Origin of the sequence: Microbacterium sp. MM2322, from assembly GCF_964186585.1 — a bacterium.
Lineage (GTDB): Bacteria > Actinomycetota > Actinomycetes > Actinomycetales > Microbacteriaceae > Microbacterium.
In genome coordinates this window covers 1,350,539-1,376,292 of sequence record NZ_OZ075067.1, presented here as the reverse complement: position 1 = coordinate 1,376,292, position 25,754 = coordinate 1,350,539, and the positions used below count along the sequence as shown (strand labels likewise).

26 protein-coding genes, 2 tRNA genes and 1 other RNA gene are annotated in these 25,754 nt (G+C 67.3%); 11 read left to right on the top strand and 18 right to left on the bottom strand.

All coding sequences use genetic code 11. The annotated features are described in order from the left end of the window. Positions 1–132: 132 nt before the first annotated feature. The 5 genes from ABQ271_RS06725 to ABQ271_RS06705 form a co-directional block, all read right to left on the bottom strand. Positions 133–795, bottom strand: a complete 663-nt coding sequence (locus tag ABQ271_RS06725) for a hypothetical protein (protein ID WP_349310699.1) — start codon at positions 793–795, stop codon at positions 133–135. 107 nt (positions 796–902) lie between these two features. Further along, positions 903–1,190, bottom strand: coding sequence for a hypothetical protein (locus ABQ271_RS06720; RefSeq protein WP_349310698.1), 288 nt, complete (start codon positions 1,188–1,190; stop codon positions 903–905). A gap of 97 nt (positions 1,191–1,287) precedes the next feature. After that, positions 1,288–1,578, bottom strand: a complete 291-nt coding sequence (locus tag ABQ271_RS06715; protein ID WP_349310697.1) for a hypothetical protein — start codon at positions 1,576–1,578, stop codon at positions 1,288–1,290. Positions 1,579–1,738: 160 nt separating this feature from the next. Then, positions 1,739–1,975 carry a hypothetical protein gene (locus ABQ271_RS06710; protein WP_349310696.1) on the bottom strand — a complete coding sequence of 79 codons (237 nt, stop codon included), beginning with the start codon at positions 1,973–1,975 and terminating at the stop codon, positions 1,739–1,741. Between the two features lie 78 nt (positions 1,976–2,053). After that, positions 2,054–2,593: an SHOCT domain-containing protein gene (locus tag ABQ271_RS06705; protein ID WP_349310695.1), complete on the bottom strand. Its 540-nt coding sequence runs from the start codon at positions 2,591–2,593 to the stop codon at positions 2,054–2,056. Positions 2,594–2,987: 394 nt separating this feature from the next. On the opposite strand from ABQ271_RS06705, the gene ABQ271_RS06700 reads away from it, so the two are divergent. Continuing rightward, a complete protein-coding gene (locus tag ABQ271_RS06700; RefSeq protein WP_349310694.1) occupies positions 2,988–3,434 on the top strand; it encodes a hypothetical protein in 447 nt (148 codons plus the stop codon). Between the two features lie 21 nt (positions 3,435–3,455). On the opposite strand, the gene ABQ271_RS06695 is transcribed toward ABQ271_RS06700, so the two are convergent. The 7 genes from ABQ271_RS06695 to ABQ271_RS06665 form a co-directional block, all read right to left on the bottom strand. Then, positions 3,456–3,662, bottom strand: a complete 207-nt coding sequence (locus ABQ271_RS06695; protein WP_349310693.1) for a hypothetical protein — start codon at positions 3,660–3,662, stop codon at positions 3,456–3,458. A gap of 520 nt (positions 3,663–4,182) precedes the next feature. Next, entirely contained in the window at positions 4,183–5,124 is a 942-nt protein-coding gene (gene glsA / locus ABQ271_RS06690; RefSeq protein WP_349310692.1) for a glutaminase A, read from the bottom strand. A gap of 4 nt (positions 5,125–5,128) precedes the next feature. Then, positions 5,129–5,392: a hypothetical protein gene (locus ABQ271_RS06685; RefSeq protein WP_349310691.1), complete on the bottom strand. Its 264-nt coding sequence runs from the start codon at positions 5,390–5,392 to the stop codon at positions 5,129–5,131. Positions 5,393–5,441: 49 nt separating this feature from the next. Then, positions 5,442–6,356, bottom strand: coding sequence for a DUF808 domain-containing protein (locus ABQ271_RS06680; protein WP_349310690.1), 915 nt, complete (start codon positions 6,354–6,356; stop codon positions 5,442–5,444). A gap of 30 nt (positions 6,357–6,386) precedes the next feature. Next, positions 6,387–9,368, bottom strand: coding sequence for a bifunctional [glutamine synthetase] adenylyltransferase/[glutamine synthetase]-adenylyl-L-tyrosine phosphorylase (locus ABQ271_RS06675; RefSeq protein WP_349310689.1), 2,982 nt, complete (start codon positions 9,366–9,368; stop codon positions 6,387–6,389). Between the two features lie 4 nt (positions 9,369–9,372). Next, positions 9,373–10,710 (bottom strand): type I glutamate--ammonia ligase, encoded by a 1,338-nt coding sequence (glnA, locus tag ABQ271_RS06670; RefSeq protein WP_349310688.1) that lies wholly within the window; start codon positions 10,708–10,710, stop codon positions 9,373–9,375. A 78-nt stretch (positions 10,711–10,788) separates the two neighbouring features. Then, the gene (locus tag ABQ271_RS06665; RefSeq protein ID WP_349310687.1) at positions 10,789–10,971 is read right to left on the bottom strand and encodes an SPOR domain-containing protein; all 183 of its coding nucleotides are present in this window, start codon (positions 10,969–10,971) and stop codon (positions 10,789–10,791) included. Between the two features lie 92 nt (positions 10,972–11,063). Between ABQ271_RS06665 and ppgK the strand changes: the two genes are divergently transcribed. Beyond that, positions 11,064–11,885, top strand: a complete 822-nt coding sequence (gene ppgK, locus ABQ271_RS06660; protein WP_349310686.1) for a polyphosphate--glucose phosphotransferase — start codon at positions 11,064–11,066, stop codon at positions 11,883–11,885. Positions 11,886–11,987: 102 nt separating this feature from the next. Continuing rightward, on the top strand, positions 11,988–12,362 hold the full coding sequence (locus ABQ271_RS06655) for a DUF4190 domain-containing protein (RefSeq protein ID WP_349310685.1): 375 nt from the start codon (positions 11,988–11,990) through the stop codon (positions 12,360–12,362). Between the two features lie 45 nt (positions 12,363–12,407). On the opposite strand, the gene rnpB is transcribed toward ABQ271_RS06655, so the two are convergent. The 3 genes from rnpB to ABQ271_RS06640 form a co-directional block, all read right to left on the bottom strand. Next, positions 12,408–12,768, bottom strand: an RNA gene (gene rnpB / locus ABQ271_RS06650) — RNase P RNA component class A. A 31-nt stretch (positions 12,769–12,799) separates the two neighbouring features. Then, complete coding sequence (locus tag ABQ271_RS06645) at positions 12,800–14,563, bottom strand: bifunctional 3'-5' exonuclease/DNA polymerase (protein ID WP_349310684.1); 1,764 nt, start codon at positions 14,561–14,563, stop codon at positions 12,800–12,802. Further along, a complete protein-coding gene (locus tag ABQ271_RS06640; RefSeq protein ID WP_349310683.1) occupies positions 14,521–15,252 on the bottom strand; it encodes a C4-type zinc ribbon domain-containing protein in 732 nt (243 codons plus the stop codon). The genes ABQ271_RS06645 and ABQ271_RS06640 overlap by 43 nt, the downstream gene beginning before the upstream one ends. A gap of 107 nt (positions 15,253–15,359) precedes the next feature. Here ABQ271_RS06640 and ABQ271_RS06635 point away from each other — a divergent pair, with 107 nt between their 5' ends. Next, positions 15,360–16,850 carry an amino acid permease gene (locus tag ABQ271_RS06635; protein WP_349310682.1) on the top strand — a complete coding sequence of 497 codons (1,491 nt, stop codon included), beginning with the start codon at positions 15,360–15,362 and terminating at the stop codon, positions 16,848–16,850. A 20-nt stretch (positions 16,851–16,870) separates the two neighbouring features. Here the strand turns inward: ABQ271_RS06635 and ABQ271_RS06630 are convergent. Further along, positions 16,871–16,946 (bottom strand) — tRNA-Val (locus ABQ271_RS06630). A 149-nt stretch (positions 16,947–17,095) separates the two neighbouring features. Between ABQ271_RS06630 and aceE the strand changes: the two genes are divergently transcribed. The 6 genes from aceE to ABQ271_RS06600 all read left to right on the top strand — a co-directional run bounded on the left by aceE (position 17,096) and on the right by ABQ271_RS06600 (position 24,648). Continuing rightward, positions 17,096–19,822, top strand: coding sequence for a pyruvate dehydrogenase (acetyl-transferring), homodimeric type (gene aceE / locus ABQ271_RS06625; protein ID WP_349310681.1), 2,727 nt, complete (start codon positions 17,096–17,098; stop codon positions 19,820–19,822). 8 nt (positions 19,823–19,830) lie between these two features. Next, positions 19,831–21,033 (top strand): helix-turn-helix domain-containing protein, encoded by a 1,203-nt coding sequence (locus ABQ271_RS06620; protein ID WP_349310680.1) that lies wholly within the window; start codon positions 19,831–19,833, stop codon positions 21,031–21,033. 91 nt (positions 21,034–21,124) lie between these two features. Beyond that, a complete protein-coding gene (locus ABQ271_RS06615) occupies positions 21,125–22,042 on the top strand; it encodes an ACP S-malonyltransferase (protein WP_349310679.1) in 918 nt (305 codons plus the stop codon). Continuing rightward, positions 22,039–23,040 carry a beta-ketoacyl-ACP synthase III gene (locus ABQ271_RS06610; protein WP_349310678.1) on the top strand — a complete coding sequence of 334 codons (1,002 nt, stop codon included), beginning with the start codon at positions 22,039–22,041 and terminating at the stop codon, positions 23,038–23,040. Before ABQ271_RS06615 ends, ABQ271_RS06610 begins: the two co-directional genes overlap by 4 nt. A 70-nt stretch (positions 23,041–23,110) precedes the next feature. Beyond that, entirely contained in the window at positions 23,111–23,359 is a 249-nt protein-coding gene (locus tag ABQ271_RS06605) for an acyl carrier protein (RefSeq protein ID WP_036308817.1), read from the top strand. 50 nt (positions 23,360–23,409) lie between these two features. Beyond that, on the top strand, positions 23,410–24,648 hold the full coding sequence (locus ABQ271_RS06600) for a beta-ketoacyl synthase (RefSeq protein WP_036308815.1): 1,239 nt from the start codon (positions 23,410–23,412) through the stop codon (positions 24,646–24,648). Positions 24,649–24,820: 172 nt separating this feature from the next. Here the strand turns inward: ABQ271_RS06600 and ABQ271_RS06595 are convergent, their stop codons facing one another. Further along, complete coding sequence (locus ABQ271_RS06595; RefSeq protein ID WP_060915279.1) at positions 24,821–25,324, bottom strand: DUF3145 domain-containing protein; 504 nt, start codon at positions 25,322–25,324, stop codon at positions 24,821–24,823. Between the two features lie 220 nt (positions 25,325–25,544). Here ABQ271_RS06595 and ABQ271_RS06590 point away from each other — a divergent pair, with 220 nt between their 5' ends. After that, a complete protein-coding gene (locus ABQ271_RS06590) occupies positions 25,545–25,679 on the top strand; it encodes a hypothetical protein (protein WP_349310677.1) in 135 nt (44 codons plus the stop codon). Here the strand turns inward: ABQ271_RS06590 and ABQ271_RS06585 are convergent. Further along, positions 25,677–25,750 (bottom strand) — tRNA-Ile (locus tag ABQ271_RS06585). The two genes, ABQ271_RS06590 and ABQ271_RS06585, sit on opposite strands and share 3 nt — an antisense overlap. Positions 25,751–25,754: the final 4 nt, after the last annotated feature.

Sequence of the window (25,754 nt, the reverse complement as noted above, 5' to 3'; positions counted from 1 at the left end):
GCCTGACGGACCGTCGAGGCAAGGTTCCGCTCGTACCCCTGCAGCCAGGTGTCGGCCCACTCCCCCAGCGTCGTCCGAGCCCGGGACGGCTCCATGTGCGTGCCGGTGACGAGTGCGGCTGTCTGGCAGCCATCATTCAGTGCGAAAGTGCGGGGACTGACGAGCGAGGTGCATCATTTCCCTGAAATGCACCTCGAAATCCTCGAATCTGTAAATCCGACTTGTCGAGCAACGCCCGTCCTCAAGCAACATGAGGTGGAGCTCTCCGCCGATTCCTACGGGTACGGCAACGCGCCGCTCGTCATTTTCCGCCCTCACCTTCTTCGCGAGGTCAATGAATTCGTCGAGCGTGTAAGGCACCTCGAGCTCAAAGGTTTCGGGCGGTGGACGAACGCCGAAGCCAGGTTCGGTCACCCGCTCTGAGACAAACCCTGTCACCGACCTATAGGTGTACCGGACGATGCCGTCACGGCCCGACTCGAATCCAAAATGATAGATCGTAGCCGAGCCAGGGTCACCGAACTCCTCTCGCAGCTGCCCCCAAATCTCGCGCAATACGCCGGGGGCGACAGCGTCGAGCATCCCCACATCACGAGCAAGAGCCGAGGATCGGATGCGCTCGCTCCAGAGGCTGCCGAGGTTAGCGGTTCCTGTGGTTGCCATCGCCATGTTGAGGTGGGGTAAGTGCCATGCCTTCGGCTGGAAGAGTAATGGCCTGCGGTCAGGCGTCGTGGCAAGAGTGTCGGTGACGATGATCACAGATCTCTCGTCCTGGCTGAACATCAGAATGCTCACGCTCGCTGAATCCCTCTCCCACTCAGCCGCACCGTCCTCGCGGTCGCCACCAGCACTTGCCGGTTCGTCACGATACGGCCAGGAAAGTCCGCCCGCGCCGAGGCAAGTCAGTGCAGCCGCGTATCGACTGAATGTCCCTGCTCCTCAAGCATCTCGCGCCGCGCGCCCTCGCCCATCGCGCACGAGTCCTCTTCCGCGAGCTGCGCCGTCCACTCGTGCTTCGACCGCTGCCGATACGGCGCAGACGACGGCTCATAGAACGGCCGACCGTCTGTCTCACGCTCCGGGTTACGCTTCCACCACACTCCCTGCGCGGACAGAAATTCCGTCGCTTCGTCGGTTTCGTGCTCGATGATGCCGCTGACGTTGCTCTCGAGGAGCACTGTGATTGCCATGGCCCGAATCATACATATGGGCTGCGACACCGGAACGCCGTCCGCCGTGCACTTCCCACTCCACGCACACGATCCGACCGCAGATAGATCGGGCGCCTCAGGCGTCTCCTGCCAACCAGAAGTCTTCACTCGGCTCAACCGTGTAGCTGCGGCGGAGTTCGTCCTGAAGCGCGCGCAGGAGCCTCGTCCCGTCAGCGAGCCAGCTCGCACTCTCAGGGGTCTCGCCGAACAAGAGATCGTCGTCGTACTCGCATAGCCAGGTCGTGAGTTCTCCTTGGAGATCGACGGAGACTCCGAGTTCGCTCATCGGTACACGCTCAGCGCCTCGCCAGATCAGCGCACCTTCATAGTCGGGCCACCACTCGAGCGTCTCGGCAGGTTCAGGCACAGGGAAGAGAGTAGGCGAAGTGAGTGGCCGCACTCGTCCCACACGTCAGCTACCAGCAGTGCGGAGATCTCGTCACCGAACCCGAACAAACACGATCAACTTCCGCGACGGGAAGCGGTACAACGGCTGGGGTCACCCCCTCGACAACTGACGGTCGCTGCTACCGATCGCCTACCAAGATCTGATTCGCGATCGCACGCACACGTTCGGGGTCGATATTGAACTCGCGAGAGTCCTCATCTTGCTCGATGGTGATGTCGGCGTAATCGGCGTTGTCGAGGCCGGCTTCTCGGCAGCGGTCCGCTAGATCCTCACCGAGCTTCTGTTCAGCGTCGGCTACTACCTCGCCGATCATTCCCTCGAAGGCGGCGTTCAGATCGTCCGAGAAGTTCCCCATGGGGAGAAGCTAACCCGTCGGCCGCTTCCTGCGGAAGAGGGGACGGTTTAGCGGATTCCGGCCAGTAGGTCGGCAGTGTCACAGCCGTGATAGCAGTTCTGCCTTCTTCGCGGTGAACTCCTCTTCGGTGAGGATCCCCGCGTCCCGCAGACCCGCGAGTTGCTGGAGCTGCGCAGCAACGTCGACCTGCGGTGCCGTAGGAGCGGACGGCACGGCAGGAGCCGCCTGAACAGCCTCAGCAGCAGCTTGTCCGGGCGTCGGCGCGCCGCCGAGGATCAGCTTGGTGAGGGTGTCCTTCACGATCTTGGCTTCAGCGTGCGACACCCGGAAGTCGACAGTGTTCCCAGCGGTGACGACGGACACCTTCGAGTTCAGCATCCCGTCGCGCGCGGTCGTCACCGAAGTGATCGACTTGACGGGGATCATCTCGCTGCCAGCCTTGCCGTTCTTCACGCCCGTGGCGAGCATGGAGAGCCCGCCCGTCAAGACACCCGCGGTGACCTTCGCGCCGGAGACACCTCGAGCAACCTCCCACTCGACGCGGTCCGCGTGAATGCTCACTTTCGCGTTCTTCCCGGCGATGTGCGACGTGAAGGTGTAGAGCGGCTGATCGGTCATGAGGTCCCCCGGGGTGTGCTCGTGCAGTTTTCGCGAGCGTAGCGGCTCACCTGACCGATGAGCCACCCTTCAGGTCAGGGTAGATCCCGCCAGGCGGGGGTCCAGGCGACAGCGTGGCGATGTAGGCCCGGTGGACAAGCATCGTAGCGGCACGGAGAGTGGGCTGCGGGTTCAACTCCACCTCCCGAAGCCAGCACCGATAGAAGACGACTTAGGCCCGCCGGCGGATCTCGACACGGCCGTAGGGATCACCGTCCGGGTTGTCAGGTACCAGGTGCCGGCGGGCCGCTCGACTGTGCCCATGAAGGGATGCCACCGCTCTGCCATGCCCTAATCGTGGCCCGAAGCCCGGACAACGCATCTCAGCCTCTGAATCGCTCGATAGCATCGCGGCATGGAAAGTCCCTCATACCGGCTGACGAGCAATCAGTACGCTCAGACTCTCGAGGCAGCACTCAATGCCCATAGAGAGCACACGGCTTCCGACGACCCATCGAACGCGGGTGCCGCAGCGGTCGAGGCGGGGATGGATGCCACGCGCGCGCTCGGCGAGCTTCTTCCGCCGGCACCGGAGCTCTGGGACCTCAGTCGAAAGCCGCAGCGGCTCCCAGTTGCACTGACCACTCTGATTGGCGGCGGAATCGGGTTCTTGGCTGCCATGATCGTTCCCGGAGACATCGGGGTGAGGGCACTCTCTGGCGGGCTCGCCTTTGTGTCAGTGATGACGGCTGCCACAGTATTCACTCCGCTGAAGAGCAAGGGCGAACAAATAGCGGTTTCCGTGATATCGCTCGTCACGATCGCGTTGAGTGCTGTCATCGCGTCGGTCTTCTCCGCATAAGCAGACGTGGCTGTCGCTCGCCTAAGTTCGACTTCTCTCTGCAAGCTGCCCGACGTAGCGATCGAGCTCCGTCTTGGCGAACTTCACACGCTTACCATCCCCCACCGGGATCAACTTCCCTGTCGCGCGCAGCTCGTCGACCTCACGGAGCGACATTGACAGGTAGTAGGCCGCCAGCTCCCGTGTCATCAGGGCCGGCGGGAACTCTATTCTCTGCACGCTAGGCATGCCTGTAGCTTCACACCATGACGGACGGTCAGCACGAACAGGCGGTCGATATGAAGGAGATCGCGCGCATCCTCGCCGTCTCCCCCAGGACCATCGCACGCATGGTGCACGAGGGCGATATCCCCGTGATGAAAGTCGGCGGGGTGTATCGCTTCCCTCCATCCCGAGTCATCGCGGATCTCGAGGTGAAGCCGGCGGAGTCCGGTAGCGGTTGGATCCAATCGACCCGATCTGCCGCGGGTCACAAGGCGGCTGAGACTCGGCGTCGATCGGCAGCGGAACGCGCACGCAAGTCGAGCTAGAGGTCATGAGTCCGCAGCGAGTCCGCAGAACGTCCGCAAGAGCCCATGAACAACCATCAAGAGCCGTGAGCAACTTCCGCAGGATCACGCGGGAGTCAGCATCTCCCATGCATAGCCGTTACCGCGGGAGGAATTCGAGCTGTACTTCGGAGTCTGATCTCCGCACCACCTCGAAAGGCCCGCCGACATCCTGTCGGCGGGCCTTTCCGCGTCGGTGATCAGGTCAGGCGACCGAACGCGTGGAGACCCAGCTCCACACTGAGGATGTCTGCGGCGACGTGACCACGCACGCTCGTCCCCCGCTCGTCGAGGGGCGGACTGATCGTCGCTGCGCCCAGGACGCCGGGCACCGAGAGAACGAGGGCACCCGAGACGCTGGATTTGGCCGGGATGCCGACGCTCCGCATCCATCTGCCGGAACCGTCGTACACACCGCAGGTCGCCATGACGGAGATGACATCCCTGGCGACGTCCGCCGACACGACGCGCTCTCCGGTGACAGGGTTCCGCCCGCCGGCGGCGAGCGTCGCACCCATGATGGCCAGCGCCTCGACGTCGACCAGGACGGCACACGCACGTGCATAGACGGCGACGGCGTCGTCGGCGGTGACATCGAGGGTGCCCTCGGAACGCATCAGGTGCGCGAGCGCATGATTGCGATCCCCCATGAGGTGCTCGTCCCGTGCGACCTCCTCATCGACGGCCAACGACCGACCGGCGAACGCCGACAGGCCGCGCAGGATCCGCTCATCGCGGGCAGCGACATCCTCGCCGTGGACCAGTGCGGCGGTGAGAAGTGCGCCCGCGTTCACCATCGGATTCGGCGGTCGCCCCGTTCCGCTTTCGAGCTTGATGGCGTCGAAGGACTCCCCCGTCGGCTCGATGCCCACCCGGTCGATCGCATCGCCGCCCGTGTCGGCGAGGGCGAGGGCGAACAGGAACGGCTTCACCGCGGACTGAAGGCTGAAGGCCACGGCGGCATCGCCGGCTGACGTGACCGCACCGTCCAGGTGTGCGAGCGCTACCGCGAACACGTCCGGGTCTGCGGACGCGAGCGCCGGCACACTGCGGTCGACCTCGCCGCCGCCCTGTGCCCGAGCCCGCTCGACGACGGACTTGAGATCGTAGGACGACAGCTCGCTGTGTCGACTCGACGTCATGGAATCAGAAGCCCGGGAGGTTGATGTCCTTGGGGTCGACGTCGATCTCGCCGACGTCATCGGGCCCGCCCGTGCCTGGAGCAACCTGAACCTGCGACTCATCGATGTCGCTGTCGACGTCGCCCGAGACGCGCTCTTCCTGCTTCTGCTGCGTCTCGGTCTCGCTGCCGGGACTGTATGCCGTGTCCTGATCGATCTGATCGTTCTGGGAATGGGCGGTGTCCGTCGCCGCGGTCGGCTCGTCTGCGTCGTGCTGATGGCTCGTCATGCTCGGACGCTACGCGTCGATCCCGGCAATGACGGCCCCCTTGACAGGCTCAGTGCCCCTTGGCGGCATCCGCGTCGGCGTCGGCGTGCCCACGGCTCTTGCCGCGGAGGCGCCCGATCAGGAGGATCACCCCGACGATGACGAGCCCGAGGAGCAGTCCTGCGATCGCGGACACGAGGGTCTCCCCGAACCAGACGATGACGGGTCCGGCGGCCTCGAGGAGATGCTCCACGCCGTGCAGAAGATCGGTGGTCCAGTGCCAACCGACCTTGCCCACGTTCTCGAGCACCAGGTGACCGCCGACCCACAGCATCGCGACCGTGCCGAGGATGCTGATACCCCGGAACACAGCGGGCATGGACCGAACGATGCGGGCGCCGTTATGACGGACGCGCCTGATGGAACTCTTCGCCATTTTCAGCCCGATGTCGTCGATCTTCACCAGGAGAGCGACCGCACCGTACACGAGCAGGGTCATCATGAGCGCGATGACGGCGAGGATCGCGAGCGTCTGCCACACACCGAGGTTTTCCTCGAGACTGTCGAGGGAGATCAGCATGATCTCGCTGGACAGGATGAGGTCGGTCCGGACGGCGCCGAGGACGAGCTTCTTCTCGTCACGTTCCGTCTCCTCCTCGGCGTGCATGTGGAACCCGAACCACTCCAGCACCTTCTCCGCGCCCTCGAAGCAGAGGAAGGCGCCACCGAGGATGAGGAGGAACGGCAGCACATCCGGTGCGAACGCCGTCAGCACGAGCGCGATCGGGATGATGATGAGGAACTTGTTGACGAGCGAGCCGAGCGCGATCTTGCCGACGATGGGCAGCTCACGGGCGGGCGTGACGCCCTGCACGTACTGCGGGGTGACCGCGGCGTCGTCGATCACCACTCCGGCTGTCTTCGAGGAGGCCTTGAGTGCGGCGCTCAGAATGTCGTCGACGACGGCCAGCAGTCCAACGGACATAGGGGTGGTGCCTTTCGGTCGGGTCGGCGCTCAGCCGTAGAACAGGTTCTCGAAGGCGCGGCGTGCTCGACGCGCGGTTCGCAGCCAATCCTCCTCCACCTGAGTGGCGCAACGAGGTTCGTACTCCAGAAGTCGGCCGATGCCGTCGAGTTTGCCACGATCGCTCGGAAGGACGTCGCTCGTCTGGCCAGAGAGAAGCGTGTTGGCGGAACGGAGCCTGCTCGCGAGCCACCACGCCTCGGACAACTTCTCGGCCGCGTCATCCGGGATCAACCCCGCGCCGCGGGCGGCCTCGAGAGCAGCCGTCGTCGAGGTCGTCCGGAGCCCCTCGATCTCCACCCCGTGTTGGAGCTGCAAGAGCTGCACGAGCCACTCGACGTCGCTCAGCCCGCCCGGGCCGAGCTTGAGATGGCGTGAGCGGTCCACACCTTGCGGCAGGCGCTCGTTCTCGACCCGCGCCTTGATGCGCTTGATCTCACGGAGCCCCTGCGCGTCGGGATGGAGCGGATACCGGAGGTCGTCCGCCAGCACCATGAACCGGGCGATCAGCTTGACGCTCCCCGCGACCCCGCGGGCGCGGAGTAGAGCCTGCGCCTCCCACGACAGCGACCAGCGCCGGTAGTACTCGGCGTAGGAGTCGAGCGATCGCGCCATGGGACCGTTGCGTCCCTCCGGACGAAGTCCCGCATCGAGGTCGAACGGCGCTCTCTGATCCTCGGAGTGCGCACGGAGACCCTGCACGATCTTCAGCGCGAGTTCCTGCGCACGCTGCGCGGGCACACCGTTGGCCTCGTAGACGTACATCACGTCCGCATCGGACCCGAATCCGAGCTCGGCGCCGCCGAATCGTCCCATCGCGATCACCGCGAAGTCGAGTGCATCGTCCTCGGGCGGCACGACCTCGCGCCACACGGCGCGCAGCGTCGCTTGGATCGTGACCTCGCTGATGGAGGTCAGGCCCTGGGACAGCTCAGCGATCGTCAGTTCGCCCAGCAGCCCCCCGAGGGCGAGCCGCAGGAGCTCTCGGCGGCGAAGCGCGCGCACGGAACGCATTGCGTCGCTGATCGACTCGTGTCGGGCCTGGATCGCGCGCGCCTCCTGCTGCAGCGCGAAACCCGACCTCGGCCGCAGCTGTTCCGACGAGTCCAACCAGGCCACGGCCTCGGGAATCCACTCCATGAGATCCGCCGCGTAGCGCGAGCCCGAAAGGACCCGAGTAAGTCGTTCGGCAGCACCCGACGAGTCGCGGAGCATCCGCAAGAACCACGGAGTGTCACCGAGGCGTTCGCTGATTCGTCGGAACGACACCATCCCGTAGTCGGGGTCCACCCCATCGGCGAACCAGCGGATCATGACCGGCATCAGGTGACGCTGGATCGTCGCCTTCCGACTGAGCCCGCTCGTCAACGCCCCGATGTGGCGGAGAGTGCCTGCCGGGTCCCTGAAACCGATCGCGGCCAGTCGATCGTGCGCCTGCGCCGACGACAGCGCGCCCTGCTCCTCGGCCGGAAGCGCCGCGACAGCTGACAGGAGCGGTCGGTAAAAGAGGCGGATGTGGATTTCGCGCACCTGCAGCTTCACGCGCTCCCAGACGGAGCCGATGCCCGCGGCATCCGTCGCGAGCCTCGTGGCCCGTGCCAGCACGCGCAACTCGTCATCGGTGGTCGGCATGAGATGGGTCCGCTGCAGTCGCCGCAGCTGCAGGCGGTGCTCCATGACCCGGAGGGTGCGGTAGTGCTGGCCGAAGGCCGCGGCATCCGTCCGCCCGATGTAGCCCTCCCCGACGAGCGCGACGAGAGCCCCGAGCGTGCTCTGCTGACGAATCCCCTCATCGGACAGGCCGTGGACGAGTTGCAGCAGTTGCACCGTGAACTCGATGTCCCGGATGCCGCCCGGCCCGAGCTTGAGCTGACGCGCCACCTCGTGCGCCGGGATGTGGTCGGTCACCCGCTCGCGCATCCGCTGCACGCTGTCGACGAAGTTCTCCCGCGCACTGCTCGTCCACACGAGCGGTTGGACGGCGGTGCAGTACTTCTCCCCCAGCTCGAGGTCGCCCGCGAGCGGGCGCGCCTTGAGGAGGGCTTGGAACTCCCAGCTCTTGGCCCAACGTCCGTAATACGACAGATGCGAATCGAGCGTCCGCACGAGAGCACCCTGCTTGCCCTCGGGACGGAGGTTCGGGTCCACCTCCCACAGCGGCGGCTCTACTTCCACATCGGAGATGCCCCGCATCGTGAGCGTCGCGAGCCGGGTCGCGATGTCCACCGCACGCCCCTCGGTGACGTCGGCACCCTCCGCCACGCCTGCCACGAAGATGACGTCGACGTCACTGACGTAGTTCAGTTCCCGCGCGCCGGTCTTGCCCATCCCGATGACCGAGAGTCGCGTCGCCGCGACCTCCTCCCGGGGGAACATCGCCGTCGCAGCGCGGGCGCGCGCGGCGCACAGAGAAGCATCGAGTGCCGCTCCCGCGGCGTCCGCGAGTGCTGCAGCGACTTCGGGGAGCACCTGGGTCGCATCGTCCGCGGCGAGGTCGTATGCCGCGATCAGGGCGACGATCCGCCGATATCGCACGCGAAGAGCGACCCACGCGGACTCATCGGATGCCGCGGCGAACCCGTCGGCATCCGCATCGACGGCCTCGAGCAGGGCCTCTCGCATGGCGCGAGCCGACGGCAGCATGCGGCCGGCGCCGACGAGGTGCGCCAGTTCGTCGGGATGGCGGAGGAAGAAATCTGCGTACCCGGACGATGCTCCCAGGAGAGACCAGACGACGTCCGACGCCTCCGTCAGCGCATGGCGTAGGGCGTCAGGGTCTCGCCGACCGATCCGCACGCACGCCTGAACCGCGCCGTCGGGGTCCGCGGCACGCTGCGCAGCGACCACGAGGTCCGCGCGCTCGATCCCGGTCAGGGACCCCAGCTCGTCGAGGGCGTCGGACGACCCCGAGAGATCCGAGAACCCTGCGCGGGCGAGGCCGGTGAGCGACGCCCGTCGCTCGATCGAGGCCATGGCCTCAGAGCATCTCGAGGTTCTTCTGCAGCTCGAACGGGGTGACCTGCGCCCGGTACTCCTGCCACTCGCGCCGCTTGTTCAGCAGCACGTAGTTGAAGACCTGTTCGCCGAGAGTCTCTGCGACGAGCTCGGACTCCTCCATGTACTCGAGGGCATGGTCGAGGCTCGACGGCAGCGGACCGTAGCCGAGGGCCCGGCGCTCGGCATCCGTCAACGACCACACGTTGTCCTCGGCCTCGGGGGGAAGCTCGTACTCCTCCTCGATGCCCTTGAGGCCCGCCGCGAGCATGAGCGCGTAGGCGAGGTAGGGGTTCGCGGCCGAGTCGAGCGCACGGTACTCCACCCGCGTCGACTGCCCCTTGTTCGGCTTGTACATCGGCACGCGGACGAGAGCAGAACGGTTGTTGTGGCCCCAACAGACGAAGCTCGGAGCCTCGTCGCCGCCCCACAGCCGCTTGTACGAGTTCACGAACTGGTTCGTCACGGCCGAGATCTCGTTCGCGTGGCGCAGAAGGCCCGCGATGAACTGTCGACCGGTCTTCGAGAGCTGGTACTGGGCGCCCTCTTCGTAGAAGGCGTTCGTGTCGCCTTCGAAGAGGGACATGTGCGTGTGCATGCCGCTGCCGGGCTTGCCGCCGAGCGGCTTCGGCATGAAGGTCGCGTACACGCCCTGCTCGATGGCCACCTCTTTGACGACGGTGCGGAAGGTCATGATGTTGTCCGCGGTCGCGAGAGCATCGGCGTACCGGAGGTCGATCTCGTTCTGTCCGGGACCACCCTCGTGGTGGCTGAACTCCACCGAGATGCCGAGATCCTCGAGCATCCGGACCGAGCGGCGGCGGAAGTCGTGCGCCGTGCCACCGGGGACGTTGTCGAAGTAGCCCGCCGAATCGACCGGCTCAGGCCCCTCGGGGCCGAACGTCGACGACTTCAGGAGATAGAACTCGATCTCGGGGTGCGTGTAGAACGTGAAGCCCGCGTCGCCGGCTTTCGCCAGCGCGCGCTTCAGGACATTCCGCGGGTCCGCGACGGCGGGCTGGCCGTCGGGCGTCGTGATGTCGCAGAACATGCGCGCAGTCGGGTCGATCTCACCGCGCCACGGCAGGGTCTGGAAGGTCGACGGGTCCGGGTGCGCCAAAAGGTCGGACTCGTAGGAGCGAGTCAAACCTTCGATGGCGGAGCCGTCGAAGCCGAGGCCCTCCGCGAAGGCGCCCTCCACCTCGGCCGGAGCGATCGCGACCGACTTGAGGGTTCCCGTCACATCGGTGAACCACAGCCGGATGAACTTGACCCCCCGTTCCTCAATCGTCCTCAGAACGAAGTCACGCTGCTTGTCCATCGCATCCTTCCCGGTGCCGAGCCGACTGCCAGACTAGCGGTCGAAAGAGACGACCGAGTGACGCGACGCGGCCCCTCGTCAGTCGTCTTCTGATGCTTCTTCTGCGGCCCACGCCCGCGAGCGCTCACGCATGATCTCCGGCGCACGTGCCGCATCCTCCGCGGTGTCGAACGGCCCGGCGCGGTCGACGGCAGGGGACTCGAACCCCTGCTGGACCTCGCCCGTCTTCAGGTTGTACCAGTACTTGTCGGCGTCGCTCATGGGGTCCTCCTCGGCCTCGTGCGGTTCATCCTACGGACGGGGTGGCCCGAGACCTACGGCCGGGATGCCGGGGTCCGACTAGGCTCGGAACCATGACTGGTACCGCCACCACCGCCGTCGGCATCGACATCGGAGGGACGGGCATCAAGGGTGCGCTCGTCGACCTCTCGCAGGGAAAGCTCCTCACCGACCGGATCAAGGTCCCGACTCCTCAGGGCGCCGAGCCCGACGACGTCCTGAAGGCCGTCACCGAGGTGCTCGAGAAGCTCGACGTCACGGACGCCGACGTGCCGCTCGGCGTCGCGTTCCCCGCCATCGTGAAGAACGGCCGGACGCTGTCGGCCGCCAACGTCGCCGACACGTGGATCGGCTTCGAAGCCGAGGCGTTCTTCGAAAAGGGTCTCGGCCGTCCGATCCACTTCGCGAACGACGCGGACGTCGCCGGCGTCGCCGAGATGCGGTACGGCGCCGCGAAGGATCGTGACGGCCTCGTCCTCCTGACGACGCTCGGCACCGGGATCGGCACGGCGATGATCTACAAGGGCGTCCTCGTTCCCAACAGCGAACTCGGTCACCTGCACCGCCCCGGCCACAAGAAGGACTTCGAGCACTACGCGGCCTACTCCGCCATGGAGCGCGAAGAGCTCGAGTGGGATGCCTGGGCTGCGCGTCTGCAGCAGTACTACAGCCACCTCGAGTTCCTCTTCACCCCCGACCTGTTCGTCGTCGGTGGCGGCGTCTCGAAGCACGCGGACAAGTTCTTGCCCCTGCTCGACCTGAAGACCGAGATCGTTCCGGCCGTACACCGCAACAACGCCGGCATCATCGGGGCCGCCGCGCTGGCGCTCGCGGGCGAGGACTCGGCCGTCTCGGTCGACGAGGGCGAAGACCTGGCGGGGACGACCGCGCGCTGACGGGACGCGAGCGGTCGATCGGCCTCCTGCGGATGGACACGCGTCATCCCCCGCCGATAAAGTGCGAGCTCAGTTCGACACTCATAGTTTCGGGGGGAACCGATGTCCAATTCGCAGCCGAATTATCCGCAGCAGCACTACCCGCAGCAGGTCGTGTTCCAGCAGGTTGTTCGAGGGCCGTCGAACGGCGCGGCGACCGCGGGGCTCGTTCTCGGAATCATCGCGCTGTTCTTCGGCATCAGCGTCCCGATCCCGCTCTGGGGTCTCATCGTGATCTTCTTCGCCTTCCCTCTGGGGATCCTCGCCGCGATCTTCGGCCACGTCGGACTGCGGGCGAGCAGCACCCTCTCAGTGGGTCGGGGAAATGCGGTGGCGGGGCTGGTCATGGGATATGTGACCATCGCCATCTGTGTGCTGACCACCACGTTCTGGGTCGTCGCGCTTGTCGGCTCCGCCGCAGGTTCGTCGACGACCTGAGATTCAGACGGATCGCGCCGGACGTGGATCGATCCGGCTAGGGGGCGAATGGGCCGGCCTGTACGCCGGGTTCTGTCCGGGGGTCGAAACCCCGTGGACGGTCATCTCTCTCGGCGACACGTTGCCGTGCCGCTCCAGCGGTCTACCCGGGGACTCAGCGAGCCGCGTCGGCATCCCCTGTCTGACCTTGCTCCGGGCGAGGTTTACCGTGCGGGTCGTGTCACCACGACCCCGGTGGTCTCTTACACCACCCTTTCACCCTTACCCCGGTCGGAACCGGGGCGGTCTGCTCTCTGTGGCACTGTCTCGCGGATCACTCCGGGTGGGTGTTACCCACCGCCCTGCCCTGTGGAGCCCGGACGTTCCTCGGTGCGCTTGCGCGCCACGCGACCGTCCAGCCGACCCATTCGCGGGGTCGAGTCTATCCGTCCGGGGCGTCAGGCCTTCGCCGCGTCGACACGGACCTGGAGGTCGAGACGGAAGTCCAGCGGGATGTCGCCGAAGAGCAGCCGCGTGGCGGCATCGGCCGCGAGGGTCACGGCGTCCGCTGCCTGCTCCGCGTGGGCGGCCGGCGCGTGCACGATGACCTCGTCGTGCAGGAAGAAGGCGAGATGCGCCTGCCGGGCGTGGAGAGCGCCGGATCGAGGCGCGGCATCCGCTTCGTCGACGGACGGCAGTGCGGCCAGCCGGGCGCGCAGGTCGCCCAGCCACGCGAGCGCCCATTCGGCAGCGGTGCCCTGCACCACGAAGTTGCGGGTGAAACGTCCGCGATCTCTCGAGGCGCGGCGCGCCTGCCCCCGGTCGGTCTCGGTCGCGTCGGGGTCTCCGGCATGTCCTTGCAGAGCACGCCATCCCGGCGACGGGGGCGGACTCGATCGGCCGAGCCACGTCGAGACGATGCCGCCTTCCTCGCCGACGCGCGCAGCGTCGTCCACGAGGCCCATCGCGCGCGGATACGCCCGGCGGAGCGCGGGCACCAGGCGACCGCTGTCCCCCGTCGTCGCGCCGTACATCGCTCCCAGCAGCGCGAACTTGGCCTCCGAGCGGGTACTCACGACGCCGCGCGAGACGATGCCCTCGTAGAGATCGGTGTCGCGGGCGCTCTCGGCGAGAGCGGCATCCCGCGACATCGCCGCAAGGACCCGTGGCTCGAGCTGCGCGACATCGGCGACCACGAGCGTCCAGCCCGGATCAGCGCGGACCGCGGGGCGAAGCTGCCGCGGAAGCTGCAGCGCTCCCCCGCCCGAGGACGCCCAGCGGCCCGTCACCACGCCGCCCGGGACGTACACCGGGCGGAATCGCCCGTCGGGGGCCCACTCGTCGCGCCACGCCCATCCGTTGGCGGTGAAGAGCCGCATCGACCGCTTGTACTCGAGTAGCGGCGCGATGACGGGGTGGTCGTACTCGCTCAACTCCCATTTGCTCGTGGAGGTCGCCGCCACTCCCACGCGGTGGAGGGCACGCAGCAGCTTGGGCTGCGAATCGATGCTGAGACCGGGGTCGCCGAGGAGGTCCCGGATGTCTGCCGCGAGAGATTCGATGCGGGCGGGCAGTCCGTTGCCGGGCTCTCGCTCCCCCAGCATCCCGGTGAGGATTCCGTCGTGGACGTCGCCATCCCAGGGGACGCCTGCCGCGTGCATCTCCGCCGCCACCAGGGCGCCGACCGATTCCGCGGCGACCAGCAGACGGAGCCCGGCCGCGCTGGCGCCGATCACCGCCCTTTGACGCGCGAACTCCGCAAGGGCGGCGTCGATGTCGTGCGGAACCTCGCGGGCGCCCGGATCGAGGTCGAAGAGCGCGCTCGGACCGTCGTCGGCGACGGATGCCGCGGCATCCCATTCGGTCGCAGCGCGAAGCGCGTCGGCGTCGACGGACCGGGCACTGTCCCGGAGGATCGCGTGCGCCAGCCGCAGATCGTGGCACCGGGACGCCCTGACTCCCTCGGCGATGACCCCCGGGTACCAGGAGGAGGTGTCGCTCCAGACCCACCGCGTGGCGGCATCCGTCTGTGCGACCTGGTGCACGAGCGCACGGCGCTCGATAATGAGGTGGTCGCCTACCGTCCCATCCGCGGCGATGGGTACGAGGGCGACGCCGTCACCGGATGTCCCGACCACGATCCAGGGAACGACGTTCCCCGTGGTCGAGCCCGGATCGGTCAGAGCCCGGAATCCTCGCCGCGCACCAGGATGCAGCCGCATTCGGGGCACGTCACGACGTCGTCCTCGGCGGCCGCGCGCACGACGTTCAGATCGGTGCCGGACAGCACCATGCGGCAGCCGCCGCAGGTGCGGCGCTGCAGCAGGCCGGCGCCGTTACCGCGGGCGGCGAGAGCGTCGTACAGGGCGACGAGATCAGCGGGCAACGAGGAGGCGATGGCAGCGCGATCGCGGGTCGCCGCCTCATGGCGTGACGTCGCGTCAGCGACGGCGGCCTTGGCTTCGGCGCTCAAGCGAGCACCCTCTTCGTTCACCGAGGCGATGAGCGCCTCCTGCTCGGCGACAGCGGATTCGGCGGTCTCGAGGCGCTCCATGACATCGAGCTCCGAGTCCTCGAGGTCGGACTTGCGCTTGGCGAGGGAGGCGATCTCGTGCTCGAGGCCTTGGGCGTCCTTGACGCTCGACGTCGAGGCGAGGCGCTCGTTGTCGCGCCGGGTGCGCGCATCGACGACGGCGACGTCGGACTGGATGCGGGCCAGCTCGGTCTTCGCATCGTCGCGGGCGCCGAGGCGGCGCGTGAGCTCGGCGGAGTGCGTCGCGCGTTCGGCAAGCAACTGCTTCACCCGCGCCCCCTGCTCGGGGTTCCGACGCGCGTGATCGGCTTGGCTGACGGCGAGGTCGGCGTCGACGAGATCAAGGAGGCGGCGCTGGTCGGTAAAGCTGGCTTTCACGTTCCCCAACCTACCTCCCTCCCGACCGCCCGTCCGGGCGCCCTCTTCGTCCCGGATGGCGTGACGCACTAACATGACGTCCCGGAAACGCGCGGGAGGAGACCAGCATGAGCATGCTGCGCACCAAATCGGTCGAACAGTCGATCGCCGACACCGAAGAGCCGGAGTTCCAACTCAAGAAGTCGCTCTCGGCTCTCGACCTCACCGTGTTCGGTGTCGGCGTCGTCATCGGCGCGGGCATCTTCACCCTGACCGGGCGCGCTGCGCACGACGTGGCGGGGCCGGCCATCGTCATCAGCTTCATCGTGGCCGCGATCGCGTGCGGCCTCGCAGCGATGTGCTACGCCGAGTTCGCGTCAACCGTGCCGGTATCGGGATCGGCCTACACCTTCTCGTACGCCTCGCTCGGCGAACTGTTCGCCTGGATCATCGGCTGGGACCTCATCCTCGAGATGTTCCTCGGGGCGAGCGTCGTCGCGCAGGGGTGGAGCGCGTACCTCGGTTCCCTCATGGAGCAGCTCGGCGCCCCGATCCCCGCCGCGATCGGATACGGCGGGACCGTCGATCTGATGGCGGTGCTGCTCGTGATCGTGCTCGGCGTGCTGATCACCCTCGGCATCCGTGAGTCGATGCGGGTGAACCTGGTCCTCGTCGCGGTGAAGCTCTTCATCGTGCTCTTCGTCATCGTCGCGGGCCTCCTGTTCGTCAACCCGGCGAACTACTCGCCGTTCGTCCCGGATGCCGCCCCTCGCGACAACGGATCGGGCCTCACGCAGCCGCTCCTGCAGTTCTTCTCCGGGATCGAACCGACCGCGTTCGGTGTCGGCGGGATCTTCGCGGGGGCCGCTCTCGTGTTCTTCGCCTACATCGGTTTCGACGTCGTCGCGACGACCGCCGAAGAGACCAAGCGCCCGCAGCGTGACCTGCCGATCGGCATCATCGCCTCGCTCATCATCTGCACGATCCTCTACGGAGCTGTCGCCCTCGTCGTGACGGGCATGGTCCCCTACGACAAGCTCGACCCGGCCGCCGCGCTCGCCAACGCGTTCGCGTTCCACGGCCAGACCTGGATGGCCACCGTCATCTCGGCGGGCGCCGTCGCAGGACTCACGACAGTCGTGCTGACCCTCATGATCGGTGCGACCCGCATCATCTTCGCGATGTCGCGGGACGCCCTCCTCCCGCGCCAGCTGGCGAAGGTGCACCCCCGGTTCCGCACCCCGTGGGTCATCTCGCTCATCGTCACCGTGGTCGTCGCCCTCGTCGCGGGCCTCACGCCCGTCGGCGTGCTCGAGGAGATGGTGAACATCGGCACCCTGTCGGCGTTCGTCCTCGTCTCGGTCGGCGTCATCGTCCTGCGCCGTCGCCGGCCGGACCTCGAGCGCGGCTTCCGCGTGCCGCTCAACCCGTGGCTCCCCGCGATATCGGCGGCGGTCTGCATCTACCTGATGCTGAACCTCACGGTGGAGACGTGGCTCCGCTTCCTCATCTGGCTCGCGATCGGCTTCGTGATCTATTTCGGGTACTCGCGGCGGCACTCACGTCTCGCGAAGGGCGGCGACCTGTACACGAATCCGGCGGCAACCGGTCGCGAGTGAGAGGTGAGGCGGGATGCCTGTGGTGGGCCCTGCCGGGATCGAACCGACGACATCCACGGTGTAAACGTGGCGCTCTACCAGCTGAGCTAAAGGCCCTGACGTACCGAGTCTACGGCGGCTGAGCGGCGTCCAGTGCCGGACCGTATGGGTAGGCTGAGGACAAGCGAGTTGTGCGCGCCGAACAAGCGCGCCCTCGCTCGATCCCTCCTTCCTGGCACGATCTGCCAGGCGACGAAAGGCCTCTTGTGACTGTCAACGATCAGGATCCGTACTCGCAGGGCCCGCAGGACAGCGACCCGGAAGAGACGTCGGAGTGGCAGGATTCCCTGCGTCAGCTCGTCGACGCTCGCGGTGCGAGCCGCGGACGCGAGATCATGCTGAGCCTCCTGCAGAGCTCGCGCGAACTCCACCTGAATGTCCCGCAGGTTCCCACCACGGACTACATCAACACGATCCCCGCCGACAGCGAGCCGGAGTTCCCCGGCGACGAAGAGGTCGAGCGTCGCTACCGTCGCTGGATCCGCTGGAACGCAGCCCTCACCGTGCACCGCGCTCAGCGCCCCGGCATCGGGGTCGGCGGTCACATCTCGACCTACGCGTCGTCTGCCGCACTCTACGAGGTCGGTTTCAACCACTTCTTCCGCGGTCCCGACCACTCCGGCGGCGGCGACCAGGTCTTCTTCCAGGGTCACGCCTCCCCCGGCATGTACGCCCGTTCCTTCCTCGAAGGCGGCCTGACGACCCAGCAGCTCGACGGCTTCCGCCAGGAGGCATCCGCGGCTCCCCACGGTCTGCCCTCGTACCCGCACCCGCGGCTCATGCCGGACTACTGGCAGTTCCCCACGGTCTCGATGGGTCTCGGCCCGATCAACGCCATCTACCAGGCGATGACGAACAAGTACCTCACCAACCGCGGCATCAAGGACCTCAACGACTCCCACGTCTGGGCGTTCCTCGGCGACGGTGAGATGGATGAGGTCGAGAGCCGCGGACAGCTGCAGGTCGCCGCGAACGAAGGCCTCGACAACCTGACCTTCGTCGTCAACTGCAACCTCCAGCGTCTCGACGGCCCCGTCCGCGGCAACGGCAAGATCGTGCAGGAGCTCGAGAGCTTCTTCCGCGGCGCCGGCTGGAACGTCATCAAGGTCGTCTGGGGCCGCGAGTGGGATGACCTGCTCGCCCGCGACAACGAGGGCGCCCTCCTCAACCTGATGAACAGCACGCCCGACGGCGACTTCCAGACGTACAAGGCCGAGAACGGCGCCTACGTCCGTGAGCACTTCTTCGGCCGTGACGAGCGCGCCGCCGCCCTGGTCAAGGACTACTCCGACGAGCAGATCTGGAACCTCAAGCGCGGTGGCCACGATTACCGCAAGGTCTTCGCGGCGTACAAGGCGGCCATGGAGCACAAGGGCCAGCCGACCGTCATCCTGGCCAAGACCGTCAAGGGCTACGGCCTCGGTCCGCACTTCGAGGGGCGCAACGCGACGCACCAGATGAAGAAGATGACCCTCGACGACCTCAAGATGTTCCGCGACGAGATGCACATCCCGTTGACGGACGCGCAGCTCGAGGAGAACCCCTACGAGCCCCCGTACTACCACCCGGGTGCGGAGGACGAGACCATCAAGTACATGGTCGAGCGTCGCCGGAGCCTCGGTGGCACCCTGCCGCAGCGTCGGAGCACCTACACGTCCCTCACCCTCCCCGACGACAGCGTCTACGCGCTGCCGAAGAAGGGTTCGGGAACGCAGGAGGTCGCCACGACCATGGCGTTCGTGCGCCTGCTGAAGGACCTGCTGCGTACCAAGGACTTCGGCCACCGCATCGTGCCGATCATCCCCGACGAGGCGCGAACCTTCGGTATGGACGCGTACTTCCCGACCGCGAAGATCTACAACCCGAACGGGCAGAACTACACGTCCGTCGACCGCGAGCTGCTCCTGGCGTACAAGGAGAGCCCGCAGGGACAGATCATGCACGTCGGCATCAACGAGGCCGGCGCGGTCGCCGCGTTCACGAACGTCGGCACGTCGTACGCGACGCACGGCGAGCCGCTCATCCCGGTCTACGTCTTCTACTCGATGTTCGGCTTCCAGCGCACGGGCGACGCCCAGTGGGCTGCCGGCGACCAGATGGCGCGCGGCTTCATCATCGGCGCGACCGCGGGACGCACCACTCTGACGGGTGAGGGTCTGCAGCACGCCGACGGGCACTCGCACCTGCTCGCCTCGACGAACCCGGCGACGGTCTCGTACGACCCCGCCTACGGCTACGAGATCGCGCACATCGTGCAGTCGGGCCTGGAGCGCATGTACGGCGGGGAGCACTCCGACCCGAACGTCATGTACTACATCACCGTCTACAACGAGCCGATCGTTCAGCCCAAGGAGCCGGAGAACGTCGACGTGGATGGCATCATCCGCGGCATCCACCGCGTCTCCGCCGGCGAGGGTGAGGGTCACCGTGCCCAGATCCTCGCGTCGGGCGTCGGCCTGGCCTGGGCTCACGAGGCGCAGAAGCTCCTCAAGGACGACTGGGGCGTCGTCGCCGACGTGTGGTCGGTGACCAGCTGGACGGAGCTCCGTCGTGACGGCCTCGCCGCTGACGAGCACAACTTCCTGCACCCGACCGACGAGCCGAAGACCGCGTACATCACCGAGAAGCTCCGCGACTCGGAGGGCCCGGTCGTCGCCGTCAGCGACTTCATGCACGCCGTGCAGGACCAGATCCGCCAGTGGGTCCCCCGCCGGTACGCGACGCTCGGCGCCGACGGCTTCGGCTTCTCGGACACCCGCGCGGCCGCCCGCCGCCAGTTCAAGATCGACGGCCCGTCGATCGTCGTCCGCACCCTCCAGGCTTTGGCCGAGGACGGCGTCGTCGACCGCGGTCTGTCCGCGCAGGCCATCGAGAAGTACCGTCTGCACGACGTCAACTCCGGCACGTCCGGCAACGCGGGCGGCGAAGCCTGACCCGCGAGATGAGCGAACGGCCGACCGCTCAGGAGAAGGCGGAGACACTCGCGTGGCTCCGCCGGATCTCGGGTGATCTTGCGACCACGACGCTCCGGAGGCTCGAGGAGTACCTGCCCTGGTACGCCGAGATGCCTCCGGGGCGCCGGTCGGCTGTCGGTCTCGTCGCGCAGTCGGGCATCTCGTCCTTCATCGACTGGTACGACGACCCGAACTCCACGCCATGGATCGCGGCCGACATCTTCGCGTCCGCTCCCCGCGAGCTCTTGCGGAGCATCAGCCTCACCCAGACTCTCCAGCTGATCCGTGTGACGGTCGAAACGACCGAAGAACGCGTCGCCGGTCGAGGCAATGGGCTCCGGGAGAGCATCCTGCTCTACTCGCGCGAGGTCGCGTTCGCCGCAGCCGACGTTTACGCGCGTGCCGCTGAGGCGCGCGGGTTGTGGGATGCCCGACTCGAGGCGCTCGTCGTCGACTCGATCCTCACCGGCGAAGCCGACGAAGAGCTCCCCAGCCGGATCGCCGCGCTCGGGTGGCATGGTCACGGCGAGGTCGCCGTCCTCGTCGGAACGACTCCCCCGCAGCTCGACGTCGACCAGGTCCGTCGCACCGCCCGCAAGCTCGGCGTCGACGTGCTCATCGGCGTGCAGGGGTCCCGCCTGGTGCTCGTCATCGGACGGGCGGACCAGAGCGGGCGAGAGGATGCCGAGGAACTCCCCTTCTCGGAGATCGCAACGCGTCTCGAGCCGGGATTCGGAAGCGGACACCTCGTGCTGGGGCCGACGGCATCCGCTCTGCTGGACGCCGGACTGAGCGCGCGCGCCGCGCTCGCGGGGTTCGCGGTCGCGAAGTCCTGGCGGAACGCGCCGCGCCCCGTCGATGCCGACGATCTGCTTCCCGAGCGGGCTCTCGCAGGCGACCCGCTCGCGAAGGCGACGCTCATCGAGCGCATCTACCGGCCGCTGCAGGCTCACTCGACCGATCTCGTGACGACGCTCTGGAGCTACCTCGACAATGGACGCTCGCTCGAGGCGACGGCGCGGGAGCTGTTCGTCCACCCGAACACGGTCCGCTACCGACTCAAGCGCGTGTCGGATGTGATCGGGTGGGATGCCACGGGCCCCCGTGAGGCGCTCATCCTGCAGACCGCGCTCATCCTCGGCTCCATCGGCGCCGATGTGACACGCCGTCGCCCCGCCCGTCGATCCTGACCTCAGTCCTGTACGACTCGAACAAACGATTCGCGCTTTGTTGTGCGCTGACCGACAGCATCACCGACTCGAACTTGCAAGGATGGAAACCGTGATCATTGCCGTCTTCCCGGGCCAGGGTTCTCAAACCCCCGGATTCCTCGCCCCGTGGCTCGAGACCGAAGGCGCGCGCGCACTGCTTGAGCAGTACTCCGCGTACGCCGAGGTGGATCTGGTTGCCGCAGGGACCGAGTGGGATGCCGACCGCATCCGCGACACCAAGGTCGCTCAGCCCCTCATCGTCGCTGCCAGCCTTCTCTCGTGGCGTGCCCTCGTCCACGCCGGTCACCGCCCCGACGGCGTCGCAGGGCACTCGGTGGGCGAAATCGCCGCGCTCGTCGCTGCCGGTGCCCTCACGGAAGAAGACGGCATGCGCCTCGTCGGCATCCGCGGGCGCGCGATGGCCGAGGCAGCCGCACTCGAGACGACCGGCATGAGCGCCGTCGTCGGTGGTGACGAAGCAACCGTCCTCGGCCGCCTCGAAGAACTCGACCTCACTCCCGCCAACTACAACGGCGGCGGACAGATCGTCGCCGCGGGTGCGCTTCCGGCGCTGGCTGAGCTCGGCTCCGAGGCCCCGCGCGGCAGCCGGGTGATCCCGCTGCAGGTCGCCGGCGCCTTCCACACGCGCTACATGACGCCGGCCGTCGAGACTCTCCGCACCGCGGCCGCCGAGGTCGCGGCATCCGATCCGTCCCTGACGCTCTGGAGCAACCGCGACGGCGGCACCGTCACGGACGGTCGTGCCGCGCTCGACCTGCTGGTCGCGCAGGTGGCGAACCCGGTCCGCTGGGATCTCTGCATGGCCTCGTTCGCCGAGAGCGGCGTTACCGGCATCATCGAGCTCGCGCCGGCGGGCACCCTCGTCGGACTCGCCAAGCGAGGGCTGCGCGGCGTACCGTCTGTTGCGGTGAAGACGCCCGAGGACCTCGCCGCCGCGAACGCCCTCCTGACCGGAGAGAACGCATGACCCCCCAGCTGATCCAGCCGACCGGTGCTGCGCACACCCGCATCTATTCGTATGGTGCCGCGCGCGGCGAGAACGCCGTCCCGAACGAAGATCTGATCGAACCGATCAACTCCAGCGACGAGTGGATCCGTCAGCGCACCGGCATCATCACGCGGGTACGGGCGGATGCCGACACATCAGCGGTCGATCTCGCCTCCGACGCCGCGACTGAGGCGATCGAGCGCTCCGGCATCCCCGCCGACAAGATCGACGCCGTCATCGTCGCGACGATTTCGAACCCCCGCCAGACGCCCTCGGTGTCGGCGATCGTCGCGGACCGCGTGGGCGCGAACCCTGCCGCTGCCTACGACCTGAACGCCGCGTGCGCCGGCTTCGCCTACGGCGTTGCGCAGGCGGACGCCCTCATCCGCTCGGGCGCAGCGCACTACGCCCTCGTCATCGGTACCGAGAAGCTGAGCGATGTGGTCGATCCCACCGATCGCTCGATCTCGTTCCTCCTGGGCGACGGCGCGGGCGCGGTCGTCATCGGTCCCAGCGAGACCCCGGGCATCGGGCCCACCATCTGGGGATCCGACGGCTCGAAGGCCGATGCGGTGGGCATGAGCCACACGCTGACCGAGTTCCGCGATGGTCTGGCTCCGTGGCCGACTCTCCGCCAAGAGGGCCCCACCGTCTTCCGGTGGGCTGTCTGGGAGATGGTCAAGGTCGCCCGTCAGGCGATCGAGGCCGCCGGGATCACGGCAGACGACCTCGCCGCCTTCGTGCCTCACCAGGCCAACATGCGCATCATCGACGAGTTCGCGAAGCAGCTGAAGCTTCCCGACACCGTCGTGATCGGTCGCGACATCGAGACGACGGGCAACACGTCGGCGGCATCCATTCCGCTGGCGACACACCGCCTTCTCGAAGAGCACCCCGAGCTCAGCGGCGGACTCGCCCTGCAGATCGGTTTCGGCGCCGGACTCGTGTTCGGCGCACAGGTCGTCGTCCTCCCGTGACGATGCCCGTCCCCCACCTAAACTGACTACCGGCCCGGCTGGGCCCGACCACCACAAAAGGAGAAATCCCATGGCATTCACCAACGACGAGGTCCTCGCCGGCCTGGCCGAGCTCATCACCGACGAGACCGGCATCTCTTCCGACGAGGTCGCCCTCGAGAAGTCCTTCACGGACGACCTCGACATCGACTCGATCTCGATGATGACGATCGTCGTCAACGCCGAGGAGAAGTTCGGCGTCACGATCCCCGACGACGAGGTCAAGAACCTCAAGACCGTCGGCGACGCCGTCACGTACATCTCGTCCAACCAGGCCTGATCCGCGCGTCCGGTGGGGGTTCGCCCCCACCGGAGCAGCACGAGGGAATCATGAGCAACACGCGAATCTTCGTCACCGGCATCGGTGCGACCTCCCCCATCGGCGGCACCGCGAGCGAAAGCTGGGCGGCGCTCCTCGACGGCGCGTCCGGCACGCGCACGCTCGAACACGACTGGGTCGAGCAGTACCAACTGCCCGTCACGTTCGCCGCCGAGGCGAAGGTGCGCCCTGAGACGGTTCTCGACCGTCCCATCGCCAAGCGCCTCGACCCGTCATCGCAGCTCGCGATGGTGGCCGCGAAGGAGGCCTGGGCGGACGCGGGTGCTCCCGAGGTCGACCCGGAGCGTCTCGGCGTCGAGTTCGCCACCGGCATCGGCGGCGTCTGGACGCTGCTCGATGCCTGGGACACCCTGCGCGAGAAGGGCCCGCGTCGCGTCATGCCGATGACGGTCCCCATGCTCATGCCCAACGCCGCAGCCGGCAACCTGTCACTGCACTTCGGCGCCCGCGCCTACGCCCGCACCTTCGCGAGCGCCTGCGCGTCGAGCACGGAGTCGATCGTCAACGCGCTCGAGCACATGCGCGCCGGTCTCGCCGATGTCGTCATCGCCGGTGGGACGGAATCGGCGATCCACCCGATCACGATCGCATCGTTCGCATCGATGCAGGCGCTCTCGCGTCGCAACGACTCCCCCGAGACCGCGTCGCGGCCCGGCAGCATCGACCGCGACGGTTTCGTCATGGGTGAAGGCGCTGCCGTTCTGATCCTCGAGACCGAAGCGCACGCGAAGGCACGCGGCGCGAAGATCTACGCGGAGCTCGTGGGCGGCGGCGTGACCGCCGATTCGTACCACATCACTGCCAACGACCCCGAGGGCACCGGCGCCGCGCGCGCCGTCCGCCTCGCGCTGGACATGGCGGATGCCGCTCCTGACGAGGTCACCCACGTCAACGCGCACGCCACCTCGACGCCCGTCGGCGACCCGAACGAGTACGTCGCCCTGAAGACCGTGTTCGGCGATCGGGTGGACGAGATGCCCGTGTCGGCGACGAAGGCGTCCACGGGCCACCTACTGGGCGGCACGGGGGCACTCGAGGCCATGTTCACGGTGCTCGCGCTCCGTGACCGCCTCGCTCCCCCGACCATCAACATCACCGAGCCCGACCCGGCCGTGCCCTTCCGGCTGTCGGGCGATGCCGTCCCCCTCGGCGACGGAGATCAGCTGGCGATCAGCAACTCGTTCGGCTTCGGCGGACACAACGCCGTCGTCGCATTCCGCTCGGTCTGACGCTTCACACAACGACATACGCCCCCGGGAAGCCACCGGGGGCGTATGTCGTTCAGATCAGGCGGGGCGGCAACCGCCCCGGTCTCCGGGAAGCCATCCGAAGCCGGTCGAGGCCCGCTCACCCCGCCTGAAAACCTTGTCGTCCTGGAGTGTCCGCTCGCGCGGAGCCGTCTCAGCCGACCTTGTGGAGCCAGACGACGGGTGCGTCGTCGCTCGCGTGGCGGAACGGTTCGAGCTCCTCGTCCCACGACGCTCCGAGCGCGACGTTCAGTTCGCGCTGCAGCTCGCTCATGTCGCCGGCAGCGATCTCCATCGCGTAGCGGATGCGATCCTCGCCCACGACGACGTTTCCTGCGGCATCCGTCTGTGCGTAATGGATGCCGAGACTCGGCGTGTGGAGCCAGCGACCACCGTCGCTGCGAGGCGTCGGATCTTCCGTCACCTCGTAGCGCAGGTGCTCCCACCCGCGCATGGCGGTGGCGAGAGCGGCACCGCTGCCCGCGGGACCCTCCCAATAGAACTCTGCGCGACGGCTGCCCGGCTGGACAGGCTGGTCAGCCCAGTCGAAGCTGACGGCGTGCCCGAGGGCGCGACCAGCAGCCCACTCGAGGTGGGGACACAGCGCGCGTGGCGCTGAGTGAATGAAGATCACTCCGCGCACGTGAGGTGTAGCCATCGATCTCTCCGTTTCGTTCAGGTACGTCTTCCCCTACGACCTGATGGAGAGTGCTGGCCGGATATCCGGTTGTGCCGCAATTATCGCCCATGTCCCGCGAAAACCACAACCGTGTCATTCGGAGTTCGAAGCGCGCAGACCGTCCGCGTCAACCCCGTAGGTTGCCCACGGCCTTCCGCCGAGTCTGGGCGTTCACAAGACACCCGACGAGAGGGACACGATGAGCGACAACACACCCCACACGCGCGACGCCGACGACGCACACGCGGACGACGCGGCACCCACGGACGCGATCACCGACGAGGTCAAAGAGGACGCTGCGCGCGCCGGCGATGACGGTTCAGAGGTTGAGTAGGGCGGGTGGGACTTGAACCCACGATCGTCGGGTTATGAGCCCGCTGCCTTGACCAGCTTGGCCACCGCCCCCTGT